This is a genomic window from Oscillatoria nigro-viridis PCC 7112, assembly GCF_000317475.1.
GTDB classification, from domain to species: domain Bacteria; phylum Cyanobacteriota; class Cyanobacteriia; order Cyanobacteriales; family Microcoleaceae; genus Microcoleus; species Microcoleus nigroviridis.
In genome coordinates this window covers 3,818,407-3,834,229 of sequence record NC_019729.1, presented here as the reverse complement: position 1 = coordinate 3,834,229, position 15,823 = coordinate 3,818,407, and the positions used below count along the sequence as shown (strand labels likewise).

17 protein-coding genes are annotated in these 15,823 nt (G+C 45.7%); 13 read left to right on the top strand and 4 right to left on the bottom strand.

Annotated features, from left to right (window positions below; translation table 11 throughout):
• Positions 1-272 precede the first annotated feature (272 nt).
• The 6 genes from sufC (at position 273) to OSC7112_RS16190 (ending at position 6,003) form a co-directional block, all read left to right on the top strand.
• Positions 273-1,064, top strand: a complete 792-nt coding sequence (sufC, locus tag OSC7112_RS16215; RefSeq protein ID WP_015176921.1) for a Fe-S cluster assembly ATPase SufC — start codon at positions 273-275, stop codon at positions 1,062-1,064.
• On the top strand, positions 1,061-2,395 hold the full coding sequence (gene sufD, locus OSC7112_RS16210; protein WP_015176920.1) for a Fe-S cluster assembly protein SufD: 1,335 nt from the start codon (positions 1,061-1,063) through the stop codon (positions 2,393-2,395). Before sufC ends, sufD begins: the two co-directional genes overlap by 4 nt.
• 165 nt (positions 2,396-2,560) lie before the next feature.
• Positions 2,561-3,823, top strand: coding sequence for a cysteine desulfurase (locus OSC7112_RS16205; RefSeq protein WP_015176919.1), 1,263 nt, complete (start codon positions 2,561-2,563; stop codon positions 3,821-3,823).
• A gap of 246 nt (positions 3,824-4,069) precedes the next feature.
• Entirely contained in the window at positions 4,070-4,693 is a 624-nt protein-coding gene (locus OSC7112_RS16200; RefSeq protein WP_015176918.1) for a class I SAM-dependent methyltransferase, read from the top strand.
• Between the two features lie 239 nt (positions 4,694-4,932).
• Entirely contained in the window at positions 4,933-5,565 is a 633-nt protein-coding gene (locus OSC7112_RS16195; protein WP_015176917.1) for a Uma2 family endonuclease, read from the top strand.
• Positions 5,566-5,580: 15 nt separating this feature from the next.
• On the top strand, positions 5,581-6,003 hold the full coding sequence (locus OSC7112_RS16190; RefSeq protein ID WP_015176916.1) for a hypothetical protein: 423 nt from the start codon (positions 5,581-5,583) through the stop codon (positions 6,001-6,003).
• A gap of 7 nt (positions 6,004-6,010) precedes the next feature.
• Here OSC7112_RS16190 and OSC7112_RS16185 read toward each other — a convergent pair whose 3' ends face one another.
• Entirely contained in the window at positions 6,011-6,835 is an 825-nt protein-coding gene (locus tag OSC7112_RS16185) for an NAD-dependent epimerase/dehydratase family protein (protein ID WP_015176915.1), read from the bottom strand.
• Between the two features lie 112 nt (positions 6,836-6,947).
• Here OSC7112_RS16185 and OSC7112_RS35780 point away from each other — a divergent pair, with 112 nt between their 5' ends.
• Positions 6,948-7,802 carry a DUF1232 domain-containing protein gene (locus OSC7112_RS35780; RefSeq protein WP_015176914.1) on the top strand — a complete coding sequence of 285 codons (855 nt, stop codon included), beginning with the start codon at positions 6,948-6,950 and terminating at the stop codon, positions 7,800-7,802.
• 160 nt (positions 7,803-7,962) lie between these two features.
• Here OSC7112_RS35780 and OSC7112_RS16175 read toward each other — a convergent pair whose 3' ends face one another.
• On the bottom strand, positions 7,963-8,277 hold the full coding sequence (locus OSC7112_RS16175; RefSeq protein WP_041622568.1) for an FmdB family zinc ribbon protein: 315 nt from the start codon (positions 8,275-8,277) through the stop codon (positions 7,963-7,965).
• Between the two features lie 154 nt (positions 8,278-8,431).
• Here OSC7112_RS16175 and OSC7112_RS39805 point away from each other — a divergent pair, with 154 nt between their 5' ends.
• From OSC7112_RS39805 to OSC7112_RS16155, 5 genes are all read left to right on the top strand, one after another.
• Positions 8,432-8,605 carry a hypothetical protein gene (locus OSC7112_RS39805; RefSeq protein WP_190274217.1) on the top strand — a complete coding sequence of 58 codons (174 nt, stop codon included), beginning with the start codon at positions 8,432-8,434 and terminating at the stop codon, positions 8,603-8,605.
• A 41-nt stretch (positions 8,606-8,646) separates the two neighbouring features.
• A complete protein-coding gene (locus OSC7112_RS16170) occupies positions 8,647-9,228 on the top strand; it encodes a hypothetical protein (protein ID WP_015176912.1) in 582 nt (193 codons plus the stop codon).
• Positions 9,229-9,530: 302 nt separating this feature from the next.
• Entirely contained in the window at positions 9,531-10,004 is a 474-nt protein-coding gene (locus OSC7112_RS16165; RefSeq protein WP_015176911.1) for a TspO/MBR family protein, read from the top strand.
• Between the two features lie 6 nt (positions 10,005-10,010).
• On the top strand, positions 10,011-10,496 hold the full coding sequence (locus OSC7112_RS16160; RefSeq protein WP_015176910.1) for an AAA family ATPase: 486 nt from the start codon (positions 10,011-10,013) through the stop codon (positions 10,494-10,496).
• A complete protein-coding gene (locus OSC7112_RS16155; RefSeq protein WP_015176909.1) occupies positions 10,477-11,232 on the top strand; it encodes a tRNA(His) guanylyltransferase Thg1 family protein in 756 nt (251 codons plus the stop codon). The genes OSC7112_RS16160 and OSC7112_RS16155 overlap by 20 nt, the downstream gene beginning before the upstream one ends.
• Before the next feature lie 120 nt (positions 11,233-11,352).
• Here OSC7112_RS16155 and OSC7112_RS16150 read toward each other — a convergent pair whose 3' ends face one another.
• Both OSC7112_RS16150 and hslO read right to left on the bottom strand, forming a co-directional pair.
• The gene (locus OSC7112_RS16150; RefSeq protein ID WP_015176908.1) at positions 11,353-13,416 is read right to left on the bottom strand and encodes a hypothetical protein; all 2,064 of its coding nucleotides are present in this window, start codon (positions 13,414-13,416) and stop codon (positions 11,353-11,355) included.
• Positions 13,417-13,662: 246 nt separating this feature from the next.
• Positions 13,663-14,562 carry an Hsp33 family molecular chaperone HslO gene (hslO, locus tag OSC7112_RS16140; protein ID WP_015176907.1) on the bottom strand — a complete coding sequence of 300 codons (900 nt, stop codon included), beginning with the start codon at positions 14,560-14,562 and terminating at the stop codon, positions 13,663-13,665.
• Positions 14,563-14,983: 421 nt separating this feature from the next.
• Here hslO and OSC7112_RS16135 point away from each other — a divergent pair, with 421 nt between their 5' ends.
• Positions 14,984-15,637: a Crp/Fnr family transcriptional regulator gene (locus OSC7112_RS16135; RefSeq protein ID WP_015176906.1), complete on the top strand. Its 654-nt coding sequence runs from the start codon at positions 14,984-14,986 to the stop codon at positions 15,635-15,637.
• Positions 15,638-15,823 lie beyond the last annotated feature (186 nt).

Genomic DNA, 15,823 nt, shown 5'->3' with positions numbered 1-15,823 from the left:
GTTACCCGGTCGATTTTATTGCTGGCAAGTTAACGTCAAACCGAGCGTCCGGCAAGGTTTGAAACCCCTGCCTCAAAGCTAAAGTCCTCTAAAGAGGACTAATGAGTTTGAAAGTTTTCTTCTCAGTCCTCATAGCGAGGACTTAAGCTTTGAGACAGGGAATTCATTCCCTGTCGGAATATCGGTTTAACGTTAAATTGTCGCCAATGAGCAGAGCCTAGAAACTAGAAAGAAAAAACTGTAAAGTGCATTGAGGAAAAGGACAAAAATAGATGATTGTAGAAAATAGTCAAGTGGTGCTATCCGTCCGCGATTTAACTGCGGATGTCGAAGATACCCAAATCCTGAAGGGTTTGAATCTGGAAATAAAATCGGGTGAAATTCACGCGATTATGGGCCCGAACGGTTCGGGGAAAAGCACTTTATCGAAGATATTAGCGGGTCATCCTGCTTATAAGGTAACGGGCGGAGAAGTTACTTTTCTCGGTCAAAATTTGCTGGAATTAGCGCCGGAAGAACGCTCTTTAGCTGGGGTGTTCCTAGCTTTCCAATATCCTTTAGAAATTCCCGGCGTTAGCAATCTGGATTTCTTGCGCGTGGCTTACAATTCTCACCTAAAACATCGCGGCTTGGAAGAATTGGATGCTTTTGATTTCCAAGATTTAATCGAGGAAAAGCTGGATATTGTCAAGATGAATAATTCTTTTTTAGACCGCAGCGTTAATGAGGGTTTTTCCGGTGGCGAGAAAAAGCGGAATGAGATTTTGCAAATGGCGCTGTTAGAACCGAAGTTAGCTATTTTGGACGAGACTGATTCTGGTTTGGATATCGATGCTCTCAAGATTGTCGCCGGCGGTGTGAATCAGTTGTCAAATGCTGAAAATTCGATGTTGGTGATTACTCACTATCAGCGGTTGCTGAATTACATTATTCCTGATTTTATTCACGTCATGGAAGCCGGCCGAATTATCTTGACTGGCCCGAAAGAGTTGGCGCTGGAATTGGAAGAGCGCGGTTATGACTGGGTTGTGGAAGAGGAAGCAGCAGGAGTAGGCGCGCGATGATCAATACGCAAGTTGCTACTAGAGAAATGTTTTTGGCTGGTTTGGTGAATCAGTGCGAAAAGTTGGGCGCTGCTCATCTCAAAAGTTCTGTTTACGGGTTGGATGATTTGCGCGACATTGCGGCTCAATACGTGCTTTCTTCTCATTTTCCGACTGTGAAGGATGAAGAATGGCGTTTTACTGATTTGTCGCCGCTGTTGCAAATTCCGTTGCATTTACCGGAAAGCAATCAGCCAGAAATTAAGCTGTCTGATATTACGATGCCGGTGAAAGATCGGGCAGATTTACCATTAAGATTGGTCTTTGTCAATGGTTTTTATGCGCCGCATTTATCAACGGTGAATTTGCCGAATTTGCCGCTAGACTTTTACGCAGGTAATCTATCCAATGTACCCGAAAAATATCAAGGGCGCATCAGCGATGTTTTGAGCAAGCACAGACAGCAAACTGAGGTGTTTACGGCGCTGAATACTGCGGGTTTAACCGATTCTGCGGTGGTGTTCGTGCCGGCCAATATGTCGATCGACCTTCCGATTCACTTGCTGTTCCTGACAGCGCCCGGTGCATCTCCCACGATGTCCCAGCCGCACTGCTCAGTCATAGCTGAGCCTGGAAGCAATGTGACGCTGGTTGAGGATTATGCAACTATCGGGAATGTCGCTGCATTTACGAATGCTGTAACGGATGTTCTTGTCGGCGAAAACGCCACTGTGAATCACGTTCGGCTGCAGCGGGAAGCTGGGGAGGTTGTTCATATCGGCAAAAGTGCGATCGAGCAATCTCGCAATAGCCGTTATACTTGCCATGCTATCAGCTTGGGAGGCAAAATATCGCGACACAATTTAGAAGTATTTCAGCGCGGCGAAGCCACTAAAACAACTTTAAACGGCTTAAGCGTAGCCTTTGGCGAACAGTTATCTGACACTCACAGTGTAATCGATTTCAATCACCCCCACGGTACAAGTCGCCAATTGCACAAGTGCATTGTTGGCAACAAAGCTCGCGCTGTATTTAACGGCAAAGTTTTCGTTCGCAAAGCCGCACAATTGACAGACGCCGGACAATTGAGCCGGAATTTGTTGCTGTCGCCGAGAGCTCGCGTAGACACTAAACCGCAGTTGGAAATTGTCGCCGACAACGTTAAATGTTCCCACGGTGCAACTGTCAGTCAATTAGAAGATGATGAACTTTTCTACTTGCAAAGTCGCGGTTTGGATTTAGAAAGAAGTCGCTATTTACTAATCGATGCTTTTGCGGCGGAAATGCTCAATCAATTACCGATTATTGGGGTAGCTAAAATGCTTTCTACCTGCGTCGCTATCCAAGCATAACTCATAAAGATGAGGACACAGAGGACACAGCAGTGCTGTGTCCCTACAACACTTGCACCATTTTTAACAGCCTGTAGGGGCGGGTTTCACGAATAATAATTGCCTAAAACCAACAATCTCGTAAACCAGCCCCCACCCAACGACAAATCACTAACTTCAAAAAATATGACACTTATTCAAGAAAAAACACTTGCATCAAAAGTTCGCGGCGACTTCCCAATTTTGAATGAAAAAGTAAATGGCAAACCGCTAATTTATCTAGACAATGCAGCTACTTCTCAAAAACCCCTAGCTGTGCTCAACGCTTGGCGCGATTACTACGAGAAATATAATGCAAACGTCCACCGCGGCGCTCACACTCTCAGCGCCAAAGCGACTGATGCTTACGAAGGTGCGAGAGACAAAGTTGCGGCATTTGTAAATGCCGCGTCGCGACAAGAAATTGTTTACACTCGCAACGCCACCGAAGCGATTAATTTGGTTGCTTATTCTTGGGGTTTGAGCAATCTGCAAGCCGGAGATGAAATTATCCTGTCTGTGATGGAACACCACAGCAATCTCGTGCCGTGGCAAATGATTGCTCAAAGAACCGGTGCGGTGCTGAAATTTGTCGAGTTAACGGAAACTAACGAGTTTGATGTAGAACAGTTTAAAACCCTGATTTCCCCTAAAACTAAATTGGTATCAACCGTTCACGTTTCTAATACTTTGGGCTGCATTAGTCCTGTAAAAGAAATCTGTAAAATTGCCCACAGTTTCGGCGCAAAAGTTTTAATAGATGCTTGCCAAAGCGTGCCGCACATGATAGTAGACGTGCAAGCAATAGATTGCGATTGGCTGGTTGCTTCCGGTCACAAAATGTGCGCTCCGACTGGCATCGGTTTTCTGTACGGTAAACTGGACTTGCTGAGAGAAATGCCTCCGTTTTTCGGCGGCGGCGAGATGATTGCTGACGTGTTTCTCGATTATTCCACCTATGCCGATTTGCCGCACAAATTTGAGGCCGGCACGCCTGCAATCGGCGAGGCGATCGCCCTCGGTGCAGCAATCGATTATCTTGGTAACATTGGCATGGATAAGATTCACGCTTACGAAGCAGAATTGACTGCTTATATGTTCCAACAATTGCGGCAAATTCCAGAGATTAAAATCTACGGGCCGCAACCAGACAGCAACGGCGAAGGTAGGGCAGCGTTGGCGGCATTTACTGCCGGAGAAATTCACCCTCAAGACTTGTCTACCATGTTAGACCAGGAGGGAGTCGCGATTCGTTCCGGGCATCACTGCACGCAAGCTTTGCACCGCTATTTGAACGTTTCATCTACGGCGCGGGCGAGTTTGTATTTTTACAATACTCGCGAGGAGATTGATGTGTTTGTGAAAGCGTTGAAAGAGACGATCGACTTTTTTGGGAGTATTCTGGGGTAAGCTTGTGGCGTGGGCGACGGTCTATGTTCGAAATGTGACGATCGGGCAAGGATCCTTCCCGCCTTCGCACCACTGGTGCAAATCCGGGCAATTGCCTACAAATTCGCCCTCAATTTGTATCGAGCGGCATCAAAAAAATGACTCACCCCAACGAAAGGCTGGTGTTAATCTTCCCGTACCCAAAATCCTTTTTTTTGAAATAGCTGTATATTTAGTTAAAGGTCATTTAAGTTACAGAGGTTCACCATGAAGCCTTCAGAGCAGGAATCAGTACCCTCCAGTTTTTTTGACGAAACCTACCGTGGGAGTCCCGATCCTTGGAGATATACGTCCAGCTTTTATGAAACCAGTAAATTCCGAACAACTATTAGAGCTTTGCCAAAAGTCCAATTCAAAAATGGTTTTGAAATCGGATGTGCTATCGGTGTACTGACCCAGAAACTAGCCAAAAAGTGCGATCGACTGCTTTCAGTAGATTATTCAGAGGTAGGATTAGAGGAAGCTCGGAAACGCTGCAGTAACCTGCCACAGGTGCGGTTTGAGCAGATGGAAATACCCCGGCAGTTCCCAACTGAGAAGTTCGATTTAATTTTATTCTCAGAAGTAGGGTATTATTTCACTGTGGAAGACCTCCAGAAAACGAAGGAAAAAATAATTGACCAATTACTTCCCGGCGGTTATCTGTTAATGGTTCATTTTCGGATTCCTGTAGAAAGTTTTATCCTGAACGGTGACATCGTTCACGATGCTTTTATCCAAGACTCTACACAGTCTTTGAAACATTTGGGCGACCCGCGCAAAAAAATGGTGATGGTAGATTTAGTAGGTCATCACAAACGCTATCGAATGGATTTATTTCAGCGGTTGTAAATGATGGCAGATAAATTTTAAAAAGGTTAGGAGTTACGGACTACCACCAAACAAACCGGGTTTTTTAGCTCTGATAGAGGGTTGAAATCCCGTTTATTTTTGCTAAAAAACCAGGTCGATCGCTCGTCCTAAAGTCCTAAGATCGCATTCATTCCATCTATCCCAGGCAGTTTTGCAATCGTCAAAATAGCCTGTAGTACCATAAAACTAGAGTTTTCTCAGCTCAAGGAGATTTAGAGATGATTGCTACTACTTCCAGTTTAGCCGAACAGAGAACACTGCTAGAAAACATTAGCTGGCAGACCTTTGAAACGTTGCTCAAAGAAATAGGCGATAAGCGAGGTTATCGCATAGCTTACGATGAAGGGAGACTGGAAATTATGGCGCCACTATTTGAACATGAGAACTACAAGAGCAATTTCGGTAATTTCATCCTTGCTTTAGCAGAAGAACTCGACATTGAAATTAAAAGTGCTGGCTCAACTACTCTCAAACTCAAAAATGCCAAAAAAGGCATAGAACCAGATAACTGTTATTATATCCAAAATGAAGCAGCAGTTAGAGGCAGGCAAGAACTAGATTTAGAAACTGCCCCACCGCCCGACTTAGCAATTGAAATAGATATTACCAGCAGTTCAGTTGATAAGTTGGCCATTTACTCCGCACTTCGCGTCCCGGAACTCTGGCTATATAACGGGCGAGTTTTGAAATTTTATCAGTTGGTAGAAACTGAATATATTGAGCGCGACTTGAGTATTGCTTTTCCCTTTGTATCGGTAGCAGAAATGGCTGGGTTTTTCAGTCGCACTCAAACGATAGGAGAAATTGCTTTGCTAAAATCCTTTAGAACTTGGGTGAAGGAGAAAATATAGAAAAGGTCTCACATCATGAAAAAATTACTAACTACTACAATTGTTTTTATCTCTACAGCAAATCCTTGTTTTGCTATGACTCCCTCAGAGCTAGCAACATTTGCAACTAACTATAAATACAATGAGAATGCTCCGGTAGCTTATTCTTATTATGACAAAAGTTGTCAAACGAATGTCTCTGTTTATTTGGTAAAAATCATGGATTTAGGCAATGGAAGAATCGGAGGAATTACCAATCAATTTCTGTGCTGGGGAGCCACCTACACTTATTTTGAAATGACTCGCGGTAACTTGCAATCTATTCGAGCCTTTGTGGCAATAGGTGCAGGCAGATCCACTCGCTATACAAACTGGGGCCCAATTGCCAATCCAGGGGATGATTTAACTCCCAATCAGTTGACATCTGTTGCAAAAACGATGACAGCAAATACAAAATGATTTGTATTTAAAACTCCCTAATCTCAGGATGAACAAATTTATAACCCGCTGTCTTAATCTTTTGATTAGACACCCTAGCATTATAAGGCCGCACGCTAGGACTTCCATCCCAAGAAACTTTAGGCAGATTGTGAGTTTCAAAAATGCGATCGAGCAATTCACCACTAGATAGCGACACATCGCCAACTAAATTGTAAATTCCCTGCAATCGATTTTCCAAAGCAAATGTTAACCCCCCAACAACATCATCCCGATGCACCCAATTAGTAGCATCTTCCCCCCTACCGGGACGAGTGCTACCAGCCCAGCCTCCAAAGATTTTAACTAATTCCCGCCCTGGCCCATAAATTCCTCCCAAACGGAGAATGCAGACGTGAAGATTGGGACTCGATGCTGCTAACAAAACCCGTTCTGTTTCGGCGAGAATTTCACTGTTTGGATTAGCTGGTTTAACGGGCGATTCTTCATTTACTACTTCACCTTGGCGATCGCCATACACAGAATAAGTACCCGTATAAATAACCTGCTTTACTGTCGGTATCTGCTGTAAAACCGATACTAAAGTAGTCGCAGTATCTAAATAACTTTCCCGATAAGCCTGAGAATTTGGAGCACCGACGCACAGCATAACAGTATCTTGTTCTTGCAGTACAGCCGTCACTGCCTCTTTGTCGTTTCCTTTGAGCACGGCCACCCGCTGCGCGACACCCTCCAACTCAACTACTCGCGCCGCCGTGGTAGTTGTCGCCGTCACGGTACAATCAGATTTGCCGCGTAAATGTTTGGCTGTCGCAGTACCCACATAGCCGCCGCCGACGATCGCAACTTTCATAAAAAATTCTCCTTTGTTTCATACTCTCTAAAATTATTGCCGGTTTCTGAAATCATGGCGCGCTGAGTTTTGTGGTAAAATGCAAAGCATCGTTATCAATCGGAGTAGCATCGTGTCCGAGAGAGATATTTTTGCCACATCCTCAGAAAGCGAACTTTTAGCTTTTTATGGTTCTTTGTTTGCGATCGCAGCCGCCGATGGTTCCGTTGATATTGACGAACTAGATTTGTTGTTTAAAACCATAAATTTAGACAAATTTTCTGACTCGGCAAAAACTCAAATCCAATCCTACACAGCTACTCCCCCATCACTCAGCGACTGCTTGCAAACACTCAGCCAGTCACAAGAACCGCTGCGTTTGGGAGTCATGTATTTTTTAATAAACATTGCTGGGGCAAATAAGACGCTGCATCCCGCAGAAAGCGAGGCGATCCAATCCGCAAAAAAAATGCTGGCAGTTTCCGACTTGCAAATCCAAGCCATGCAGGAATTCATCGCAGATATGAAACAAATACGCGAGGCCGCCCCTAATAAAAATCAGGCATCAGCATCCTTCAATTCTGCTGTTTCCCAGCTTAAAACTAAGGGCATCCCTCTCGATTTAATCGACCGAAAAGGAACCACAACAAACCTCAGCAACCCCAAAGTTAACTATTCAGATGAAAGTTTTTGGACTAAACTTAAAAACTTTGCTTTAACCGCAGGAAGAGAAGTAGTTGAAAAAGCTTTAATTCTCTACTATACGGCTCAGAACCCAAACGTGCCTGCTTGGGCCAAAGGAGTTGTACTTGGAGCTTTGACCTATTTTATATCTCCTGTTGATGCCATTCCCGATATATTAGTCGGCATCGGATTTACAGACGATTTGGGAGTATTGCTGGCCGCAATAGCTACTGTTTCAGTATACATTAATGCTGATACTAAAGAACAAGCCAAACAAAAAATGAAAGATTGGTTTGGCAAATAATATTATGTCCGGTGGAGCGTTTTGTTTCCGTCTGCATCGGCATAATATAATCTGAATAATATACCAGTTGTCAATCGGATAAAATACAGGACACGGCCCTGCCGTGTCTTTACCCAATATCTGTAATTCACTCAACTGAAAACTGGATTATTGTGGATTCTCAGTCTTTGATCGGCTTACCATCTCGATTGACAATACGGCTTTCACCATCCTTAGCCGTGACATTTTCATAAACCCCTTCATCCCGCTTCACGTACTTGCTAAAACCCGAATTTTTATAATCGGTGTCTGATGTCGGCTTCATCAACCTCGGAGCGCTCAGCAGCCGGCGTACCGGAGCATCTGCGGGAGTCTCCCCGAGTTCGCACTTAGCCAACTCGCACAGTTGACCCCAAGTCGAAACTTCCAGGTTCATGCTGTGCCAAACTTCTAGCTGCTGGTTGTTTTCGGGACACAAATAATCGTATACAGGCATACTAAGAATCTCGTTTGCAACTACTAAAATTACTAATTGCACGGTTATTGAGAATATTATAACTCAACATTACTAAAAATTAAACCCTAAAAATCAAACTTTACTATTTTTAACGGTTGTTGAAACCTTAAATCAGCTATATTATTAACCCTGTGTGCTTGCTCCCGGATGCGATCGAGACAAAGCCCAAAAGTACGCTACCCTGAAATCCTCTGACTCGATCGCACGATCGCACGATCGAGGGCTAGCAAATGCCCGCAAGACTTCCGTGAATGCCGTCAAAGGATCGATCGTCATTTTCAGACTGTACGCAAATCACAGATTCTAAGTTTCAATTTTATTTATTTACTCACCAGCGAGGATTTACCGATGAGCGATTTCAAAGTTACGCCAGAAGTAGAGCTGAACACAGCTCAAATGTTGGAGCGATACCAACTGCAAGATGAGACAACTTTGCGGCGTTGGGCAAAACTGCACGGCATCAACAGCACTCGCGGTTTCTTCTATCCCAGTGAAGTAGATTTGATGGATCACGCTCACCACCATCTCTACAATTTGGGAATGAGCATTGCAGATTACCAAAGTCTTTTAGACCGGCGCCGCAGCCACTCCCAGACACCGGGCGACCAAAATAAAACAGTAGCAAGTCAAGTTGCTGACGAAGCATACGATGCCATAGAAACGCTAACAGATCAGTATGCTGAAGCTATAGATTTAATGGGAGAACGTATAGCAGAACATTTCATAGATGAACTCGATTTATCTGTGATGCGACATCTTTCTCAAAAAGTGAAAGACCGCCGCACTCTCAACGGTCAAACTAAAAAGCCTAACCGTTTTCTCCAAGTGATTAAAGCTGTGTTGCAACCGAGCAGCGAAAATACGCTTCTGGTTCCCAAAAAAGATGACGACTCTAGTTTAGAATTAGAACAGCATCATCGGCTCGGCTAGTCGCCGATTTTTTTTGCAAGACGAAGAGACTTTTTGTAAAATTTACTGGTCAAATTTACTGAAAAGCCCACGCTAACCCTCCCCTTGTCAAGGGGAGGGAGCAAAAGTCAATTGTTTTATATTATGAAGGGTAATTGAAGAAAATAAATTTAGGTTTTCCAGAAGTATAAATTACTTTTCAACTAATGTTGGGTTTCGCGAATCAGCCCAACCTAATATAACTGGGGACAGATGGCGCGATCGCCAAAATTAGAGATAATATATGCTGAATTGAACCTGTCAACCTTGCCCAAGGTAAAAAAATGATTAAATCGTGGATGGTAATTGGAGGCGTCGCCTTGATAGTAGCACTAGCAGCTAACTTCATCCCGCCCAGCGACATCCAATGGTTCAACCGCTTGCAGCGTCCGAGATGGCTAGTATTTGAAAAAGCAATTCCCCTAATTTGGACAGTAATTTTTATTTGTGCAGCTTGGTCAGCAGTGATTGTTTGGGAAAAAGAACCGGGAACTCAGGAGACTTGGCTGAGAATGGGTTTGTACCTGCTTTTAGAAATAGTAACCATGTCTTACACCTCGGTTATGTGCAAAGTTAGGAGCCTAAAAGTCGGCACAATAATCGGCGGAACGGGCGCTATTTTAAGCGTAATTCTAGCTTTAAGTGTGTTGCCAGTTTCCGAGCCAGCCGCCCTATTATTGCTGCCTTACATACTTTGGAGTCCGATCGGCACTTACACCACTTGGGTAATGATGCACCTGAATCCGGCAGATGTTTAGCCTGTCATGGAATTAGTCATTTTAATGGGATTGCAAGCATCGGGAAAAAGCACATTTTTCCGCGACTATTTAGCTGCCACGCACGTTTTGGTCAGCAAAGATTTAATGCGAAACAATAAAAATAAATCGCGCCGACAAATTCAATTAATTGAAAATGCACTGCAAGCAGGTCATTCAGTCGCTGTTGACAATACCAATCCCGAAGTTCTAGATCGCAGGCCGCTGATTGATATCGGTCGCACCTATAATGCCCAAATCATCGGTTACTACTTTGAATCAATAGTCAGCGACTGTTTAGCTCGAAATCAAAAGCGATCGGGCAAATCTCAAGTTCCAGACATAGCAATTTATGCTACTGTCAAAAAAATGGTATTGCCCAGTTACGGCGAAGGGTTCGCACAGCTGTTTTCCGCCCGCATAGCAGAAAAATTTACCTTTGAAGTAAAAACATGGCCCGCAGAGGAAGTTATTTATGGACAATCAGACATTTGAAAAAAAAATGCGCGAGCTTGAATATTTTCACAGCCTGCGTTTATTGCCGGGAGCTCACACAATAATTCGCGCCGACGGTCGCAGTTTTTCCAAATTTACTTCCTCAAGTTTTGATAAGCCTTTCGACTTAAAATTCCACGAATTAATGGTGGAAACTGCCAAAGCACTCCTGTCAGAACTAGACGGCATTTACGCTTATACCGAAAGTGACGAAATCTCAGTTTTGTTTCCTCCAGATTGGGATTTATTTGACCGCAGCTTAGAAAAACTTGTCTCTATTTCTGCCAGTATTGCCAGTGCAACTTTCACTCGCGCCGCCCAAACAGCAGTCAATTTTGACAGCCGCATTTGTTCCGCAGCCAACAAATCGCAAGTAGTAGATTATTTTCTATGGCGCCAAGCAGATGCAGCGCGCTGCGCTTTGAATGGCTGGAGTTATTGGATGCTGCGAAAAAATGGCGAAACGGGTGAAAATGCAGCAGTTATATTAGAGAAACAATCTGTGGCTTTCAAAAACGAATTGCTGTTTCAAAACGGAATTAACTTTAACGAACTGCCGGCTTGGCAGCGCCGGGGAACGGGATTGTATTGGGAAAAATACGATAAACCAGGTTATAACCCGATCGAACGCAAAGAAGTTGTGGCAGTGCGGCGGCGACTCAAAGTCGATGAAGAGCTGCCCGTGAAAGAGGAATACAAAGAATTTATTTACCAATTTTTAAATCTTGGCGATTAACTATTAAGGAGATCTTGTCAAATCCGGTGGCAATTGATGAATGCTTAGTCGGTTTTAACCGAATGCAAGCTGTGAGACGGGGGTTTAAACCCCCGCCCAATGTCGGCAAAGCGAGTTAACCTAACGACTGCCAGAGCTGGTCGGAGGCTCCGTTTCCGGCGGTTCGGGAGGGGGAGATTCAGGCTCGGGAGGATTCAGCGACTCCTCCCAAACTTTGATTTGCGATCGAGCTTGCTCAAAAGCCCGAGTACCCGAGGGAATTTTCTTCAAAGTCGCGATCGCCCCAGCCAGATCCGAGGACGACTCTTCCACACCAAGCGCCAAAATCCGCTGGCTCCACTCATCAATCGCCTCACTCGCCTGCCACCGGAGCGAACTCGACTCCGGCACCTGAAGAGCCAGGGAAATTGCCGTTTGCAAAGCGTCAGCAGTCCCCGCTCGGGCCGCCTGACGGGCGTTCTGCAAACCTTGCTCGCCCTGAAATTGAGCCTCCCAAGTCCGAATGTTCGATCGAGCTTCCTCATAAAGCACCCGTCCCGATCGAATCCGGCGGGCCATCTCAATTGCCCCCGCCAAATTGCCGCCCGCCGCTAGCTGCTGAGCTCTATCCAAAAACGGCTGGTCAACAAGCCGCTGTCTCCTCTCGATCCAAGCTTGAATTTTGGTTTGAGCTTCCACATAAAGCGCCCTACCTCTACCGATCCGAGAAGCTTGAGCAACGGCGGCTTCCAGAGCATTCGGATCGCCCGTACTTGCCAAATCGTTCGCTTTTTGCAAATACGGACTGTCTTCCAGCAGCTCGATTTGACGGCTCAAGCTGCTAATTTGACGGCGAGCTTCCGAAGCGCGGGGATTTGAGTCCGGGACTGTTTGCAATTGCGCGATCGCAGCCCTCAAATCATTTACCCCTCCCGGCGCCGCCAGCCTGCTTGCCATATCCAAAACTTTGACATCAGCCATTTCTTGTTGCCAGCGGCCGACTAAATCTTGAGCTTGTTTGTATAAAGGGCGGCCGGACTTCAACTTTTGAGCAATCTCGATCGCCTTGGAGAAACCCTCAACAGAGCCTGTTAAAGCCTGGGAAGTAGCATTCGCCAACTCATTAAAATCCTGTACTTGTTCCCTTAAATTTGCCGACTCTGGAATCTTGTTAGCGATCGCGATCGCCTCCTGCCAATCCCCAGCCTGCAAGCGTTTTTGGGCGATCTCCATAATTTTCTTGCTAAATTCCGCGATCGCCTTATTGGCAGCTTGATACAAATAACTGTTTTGACCAATTCCCTGAGCCAGCTTAATCCCCGTCACCAGATTGTCGAGACCTCCCTCGGAGGCTGTATTGCGGGCTTTTACCAACTTATTGCCCTCAGCCCGAGTCGTCTGAATTAGCTTAGTCAATTCCTCGTACTTAGCCGATTCCCAGAAAGTATTTCCCAAATCCAAAAGCAGAGTAGCTTGGCGGAAAGCCAGCGTCCACTCTTCCTGACGCAAGTGATCTTCAGCCGTGCGGTAAATTTTCTCTGCATCGCTCCATATCGACTGCCACTTTTCAATCTGCTTTTCCACCTTCGGGTAAGCGGGAACGTTTTTAGGAACCTTGTTCGCTATCGCTATCGCCTCCTCCAGCTTTCCTTCTTGGAAACTAGCATTTCCCAGCCTGAGAATATCCTCCGACCACCGATCGATTTGAGTGTTAATTCTCGGCCGCAGCGGATGGTCTTGTGGCAAAGCATTCACTAATTCGATCGCCCTGAGCAAATCATCCGCCGTCCGCTTGCTTGCTGCTTCTTGAGCACAAAAAAAGCGATCGTTAGCAGAAGCCGTCGGCCAAAAAATCTTTGAGCAATTTGACTGCGAGGTCAGGTTGAGCAAAGACGCAATTGCCACAAACCCCATACCCACCGATAGCATCAAACTCAGCGCCAGCCAAAACTGCCACTTATTCGACCAGTTCCGCCACAATGGATTGTGTTCCCCAGGCGGCTGCGAGTTTTCCCCAGACAAATTCGGCGGTAGTTCCAGATGCCCTCCCGGCAGTTTTCCCGAAGTAACCAACTCTCGGAGCTCTTTAAGTCGTTCAGCCCGGTTTTTCCTTGCTGGTAAGCGCACCAGCGACGAAGTATCCTTTGTTGACTCCAAGGATTCTGATGCAGACCAACGGCCTGGTATTTTGCGATCTTGACTCATATCCTCACCACAAACAGCAACCAGCCAGCGTTAGTTATTTAAAAACTGCGAGCGCTGCTATCAACTGCTCTATAAAATGTATTCATCACTTTTACATACTCCCGTCGGCCCCAGAGTGCAAGAGCCGATCGCCAAACCGCCAAAATCAAAATTTTGTGATTAGGTAATTGATAATTGGTAATTGGCAATTGGTCAAGGCCTTTATCCCCAACTCGCACTCCTGATTGCCAATTACCAATTATTATCTCAAGAACCGGAGTTCGATCGCAAATCGCCGATGAGTTCGGCAAGTTGGTCGCTATTAGCTTTGTAAACCTCGTTGCAGAAATGGCACGTAGCCTCAGCCCCCCCATCTTTTTCAATCATGTCTTGGAGTTCGGCTTCGCCCAACATTTTCAGAGCTCCCAAAACTCGATCGAACGAACAGCCGCAGTCAAAGCGCACCATCTGAGTTTCCGGGAAAATTTCCAGACCCATATCTCCCAATAACTCTTCGAGGATCTGGTGCAGCGTTTGGCCCGAGCGCAGCAGCGGCGTAAAGCCCGACAGTGCAGCAACTCTAGATTCTAAAGTTTGCACCAATTTTTCGTCCGTTGCCGCCTTCGGCAGAACCTGCAACAGCACACCTCCAGACGCTTCTACCCCGCCCGCCCCCACAAACACCCCCAAAACCAGAGCCGAAGGCGTTTGCTCCGAGGTTGCCAAATAGTGAGTCAGATCGTCGCCAATTTCGCCGGAAACCAATTCTACCGTACTGGAATAAGGGAAGCCATATCCAACGTCCCGCACCACGTACAAATAACCGTCACCTATTGCCCCGCCGACATCGAGTTTGCCTTTAGCATTGGGCGGCAGTTCCACTTCGGGATTCTCCACATAACCTCGAACTGTTCCATCAAGTCCCGCATCAATCAGAAGCCCGCCCAGCGGCCCATCTCCTTTGATGCGAATGTTGACTCTCGATTCGGGCCGCTTCATGCTGGAGGCGAGTAACAGCCCCGCCGACATCGTGCGGCCGAGGGCCGCTGTAGCCACGTAGGAGAGCTTGTGCCGCTGTCTTGCTTCTTCGGTGAGGCGGGTGGAAATGACGCCTACAGCGCGAATTCCGCCCTCTGCGGCTGTAGCGCGAATTAATTGATCGGCCATGAAAAACCTTACTTTGTCTTTTGATACCTTCTTGAACTATTTTATAAGTTCTTGAAGGTTGTGGCAGCAGAGAGCAGCAGTTGACTCAGCGGGCCTGGATGTGCGATCGAACTTCAGAACTCGCCTCTGTTTTCTGCAAAACCTTGCTCAACCAACGTTTTATTAACAAATATTCGGATTCATTCTTCCACTTAAATATTTATTTACGATTCCCGGAATAACGAGTGAATTTATTTTCCACAATTACCCGTGTTCTCAGTCATTTTATAAATAACAACTAATGACTAACAACTTACAACTAACAACTAATGACTAAAGCTTATCTTGCCGCTAACCAGACGATTACCAAACCTTTACCTTTGTCGTCTAGAGTGAGAGGCGTAGGTCTCAGACAAATCTTTTTTAGCTGGAAATAACGGATATGCCACCAACATCCAAAGCACTTTTAGCGGAAATCCAGCATAACACAGGAGCGACTCGCAACTTGCATTTTTATGCCAAGGGCGAAACCATTCCTATGATGTCGCATGGCCTTTGGCGAGTCTGTCAAGGTTTAGCACAACTGAGTACGCTTTATCCAAACGGGGAAGAAGGACTTTTGGGTTGGGTTGGGCCTTCGATGTGCTTCGGTTTGTGGTTGACAAGCTTGCAGACTTACCGAGCTACGGCGACATCAGATATTTATTTGATGTGGTATTCTATGGTGGAAATCGAAGCTTCTCCTCAATTAGCTCACGAGTTGCTGCCTCAAATGGTAAGGCGGCTGCGGCAAATGGAAGCAATTTTAGCGATCGCCGGACAGCGGCGAGTAGATGACCGTTTGTATCAGCTTCTGCTATTATTGCAACAGGATTTCGGCCAGCCTGTGGTTGAGGGCACTCGTTTGAATATCCGCTTGACACATCAAGATATTGCTAATGCGATTTGCACGACGCGGGTAACAGTAACGCGAATGCTGGGAAAATTGCAGCAGCAAGGGTTGATCGGTCGAGATGGCGATCGGCATTTAATTCTTAACAAAGATGCTTTTGCCCCATCCTCTGATTTGTTTGGCTGCAACCCTCAAGCAGTTTAGAACCGACAGCAACTTGCATCTACACTTTTTTTGCATCTACATAAAGTCTTCCAGTATTAGCTATCAAATCTCAGTGCATGAGATTTGTTTGTCTGGCTCCTCCTCTTCCTATCTAGGGCCATACCTTTGCAGTTGGAAAAGATATAATTAAGCGGTGCATCTATTTAGGACTAAACTCAATGGCTA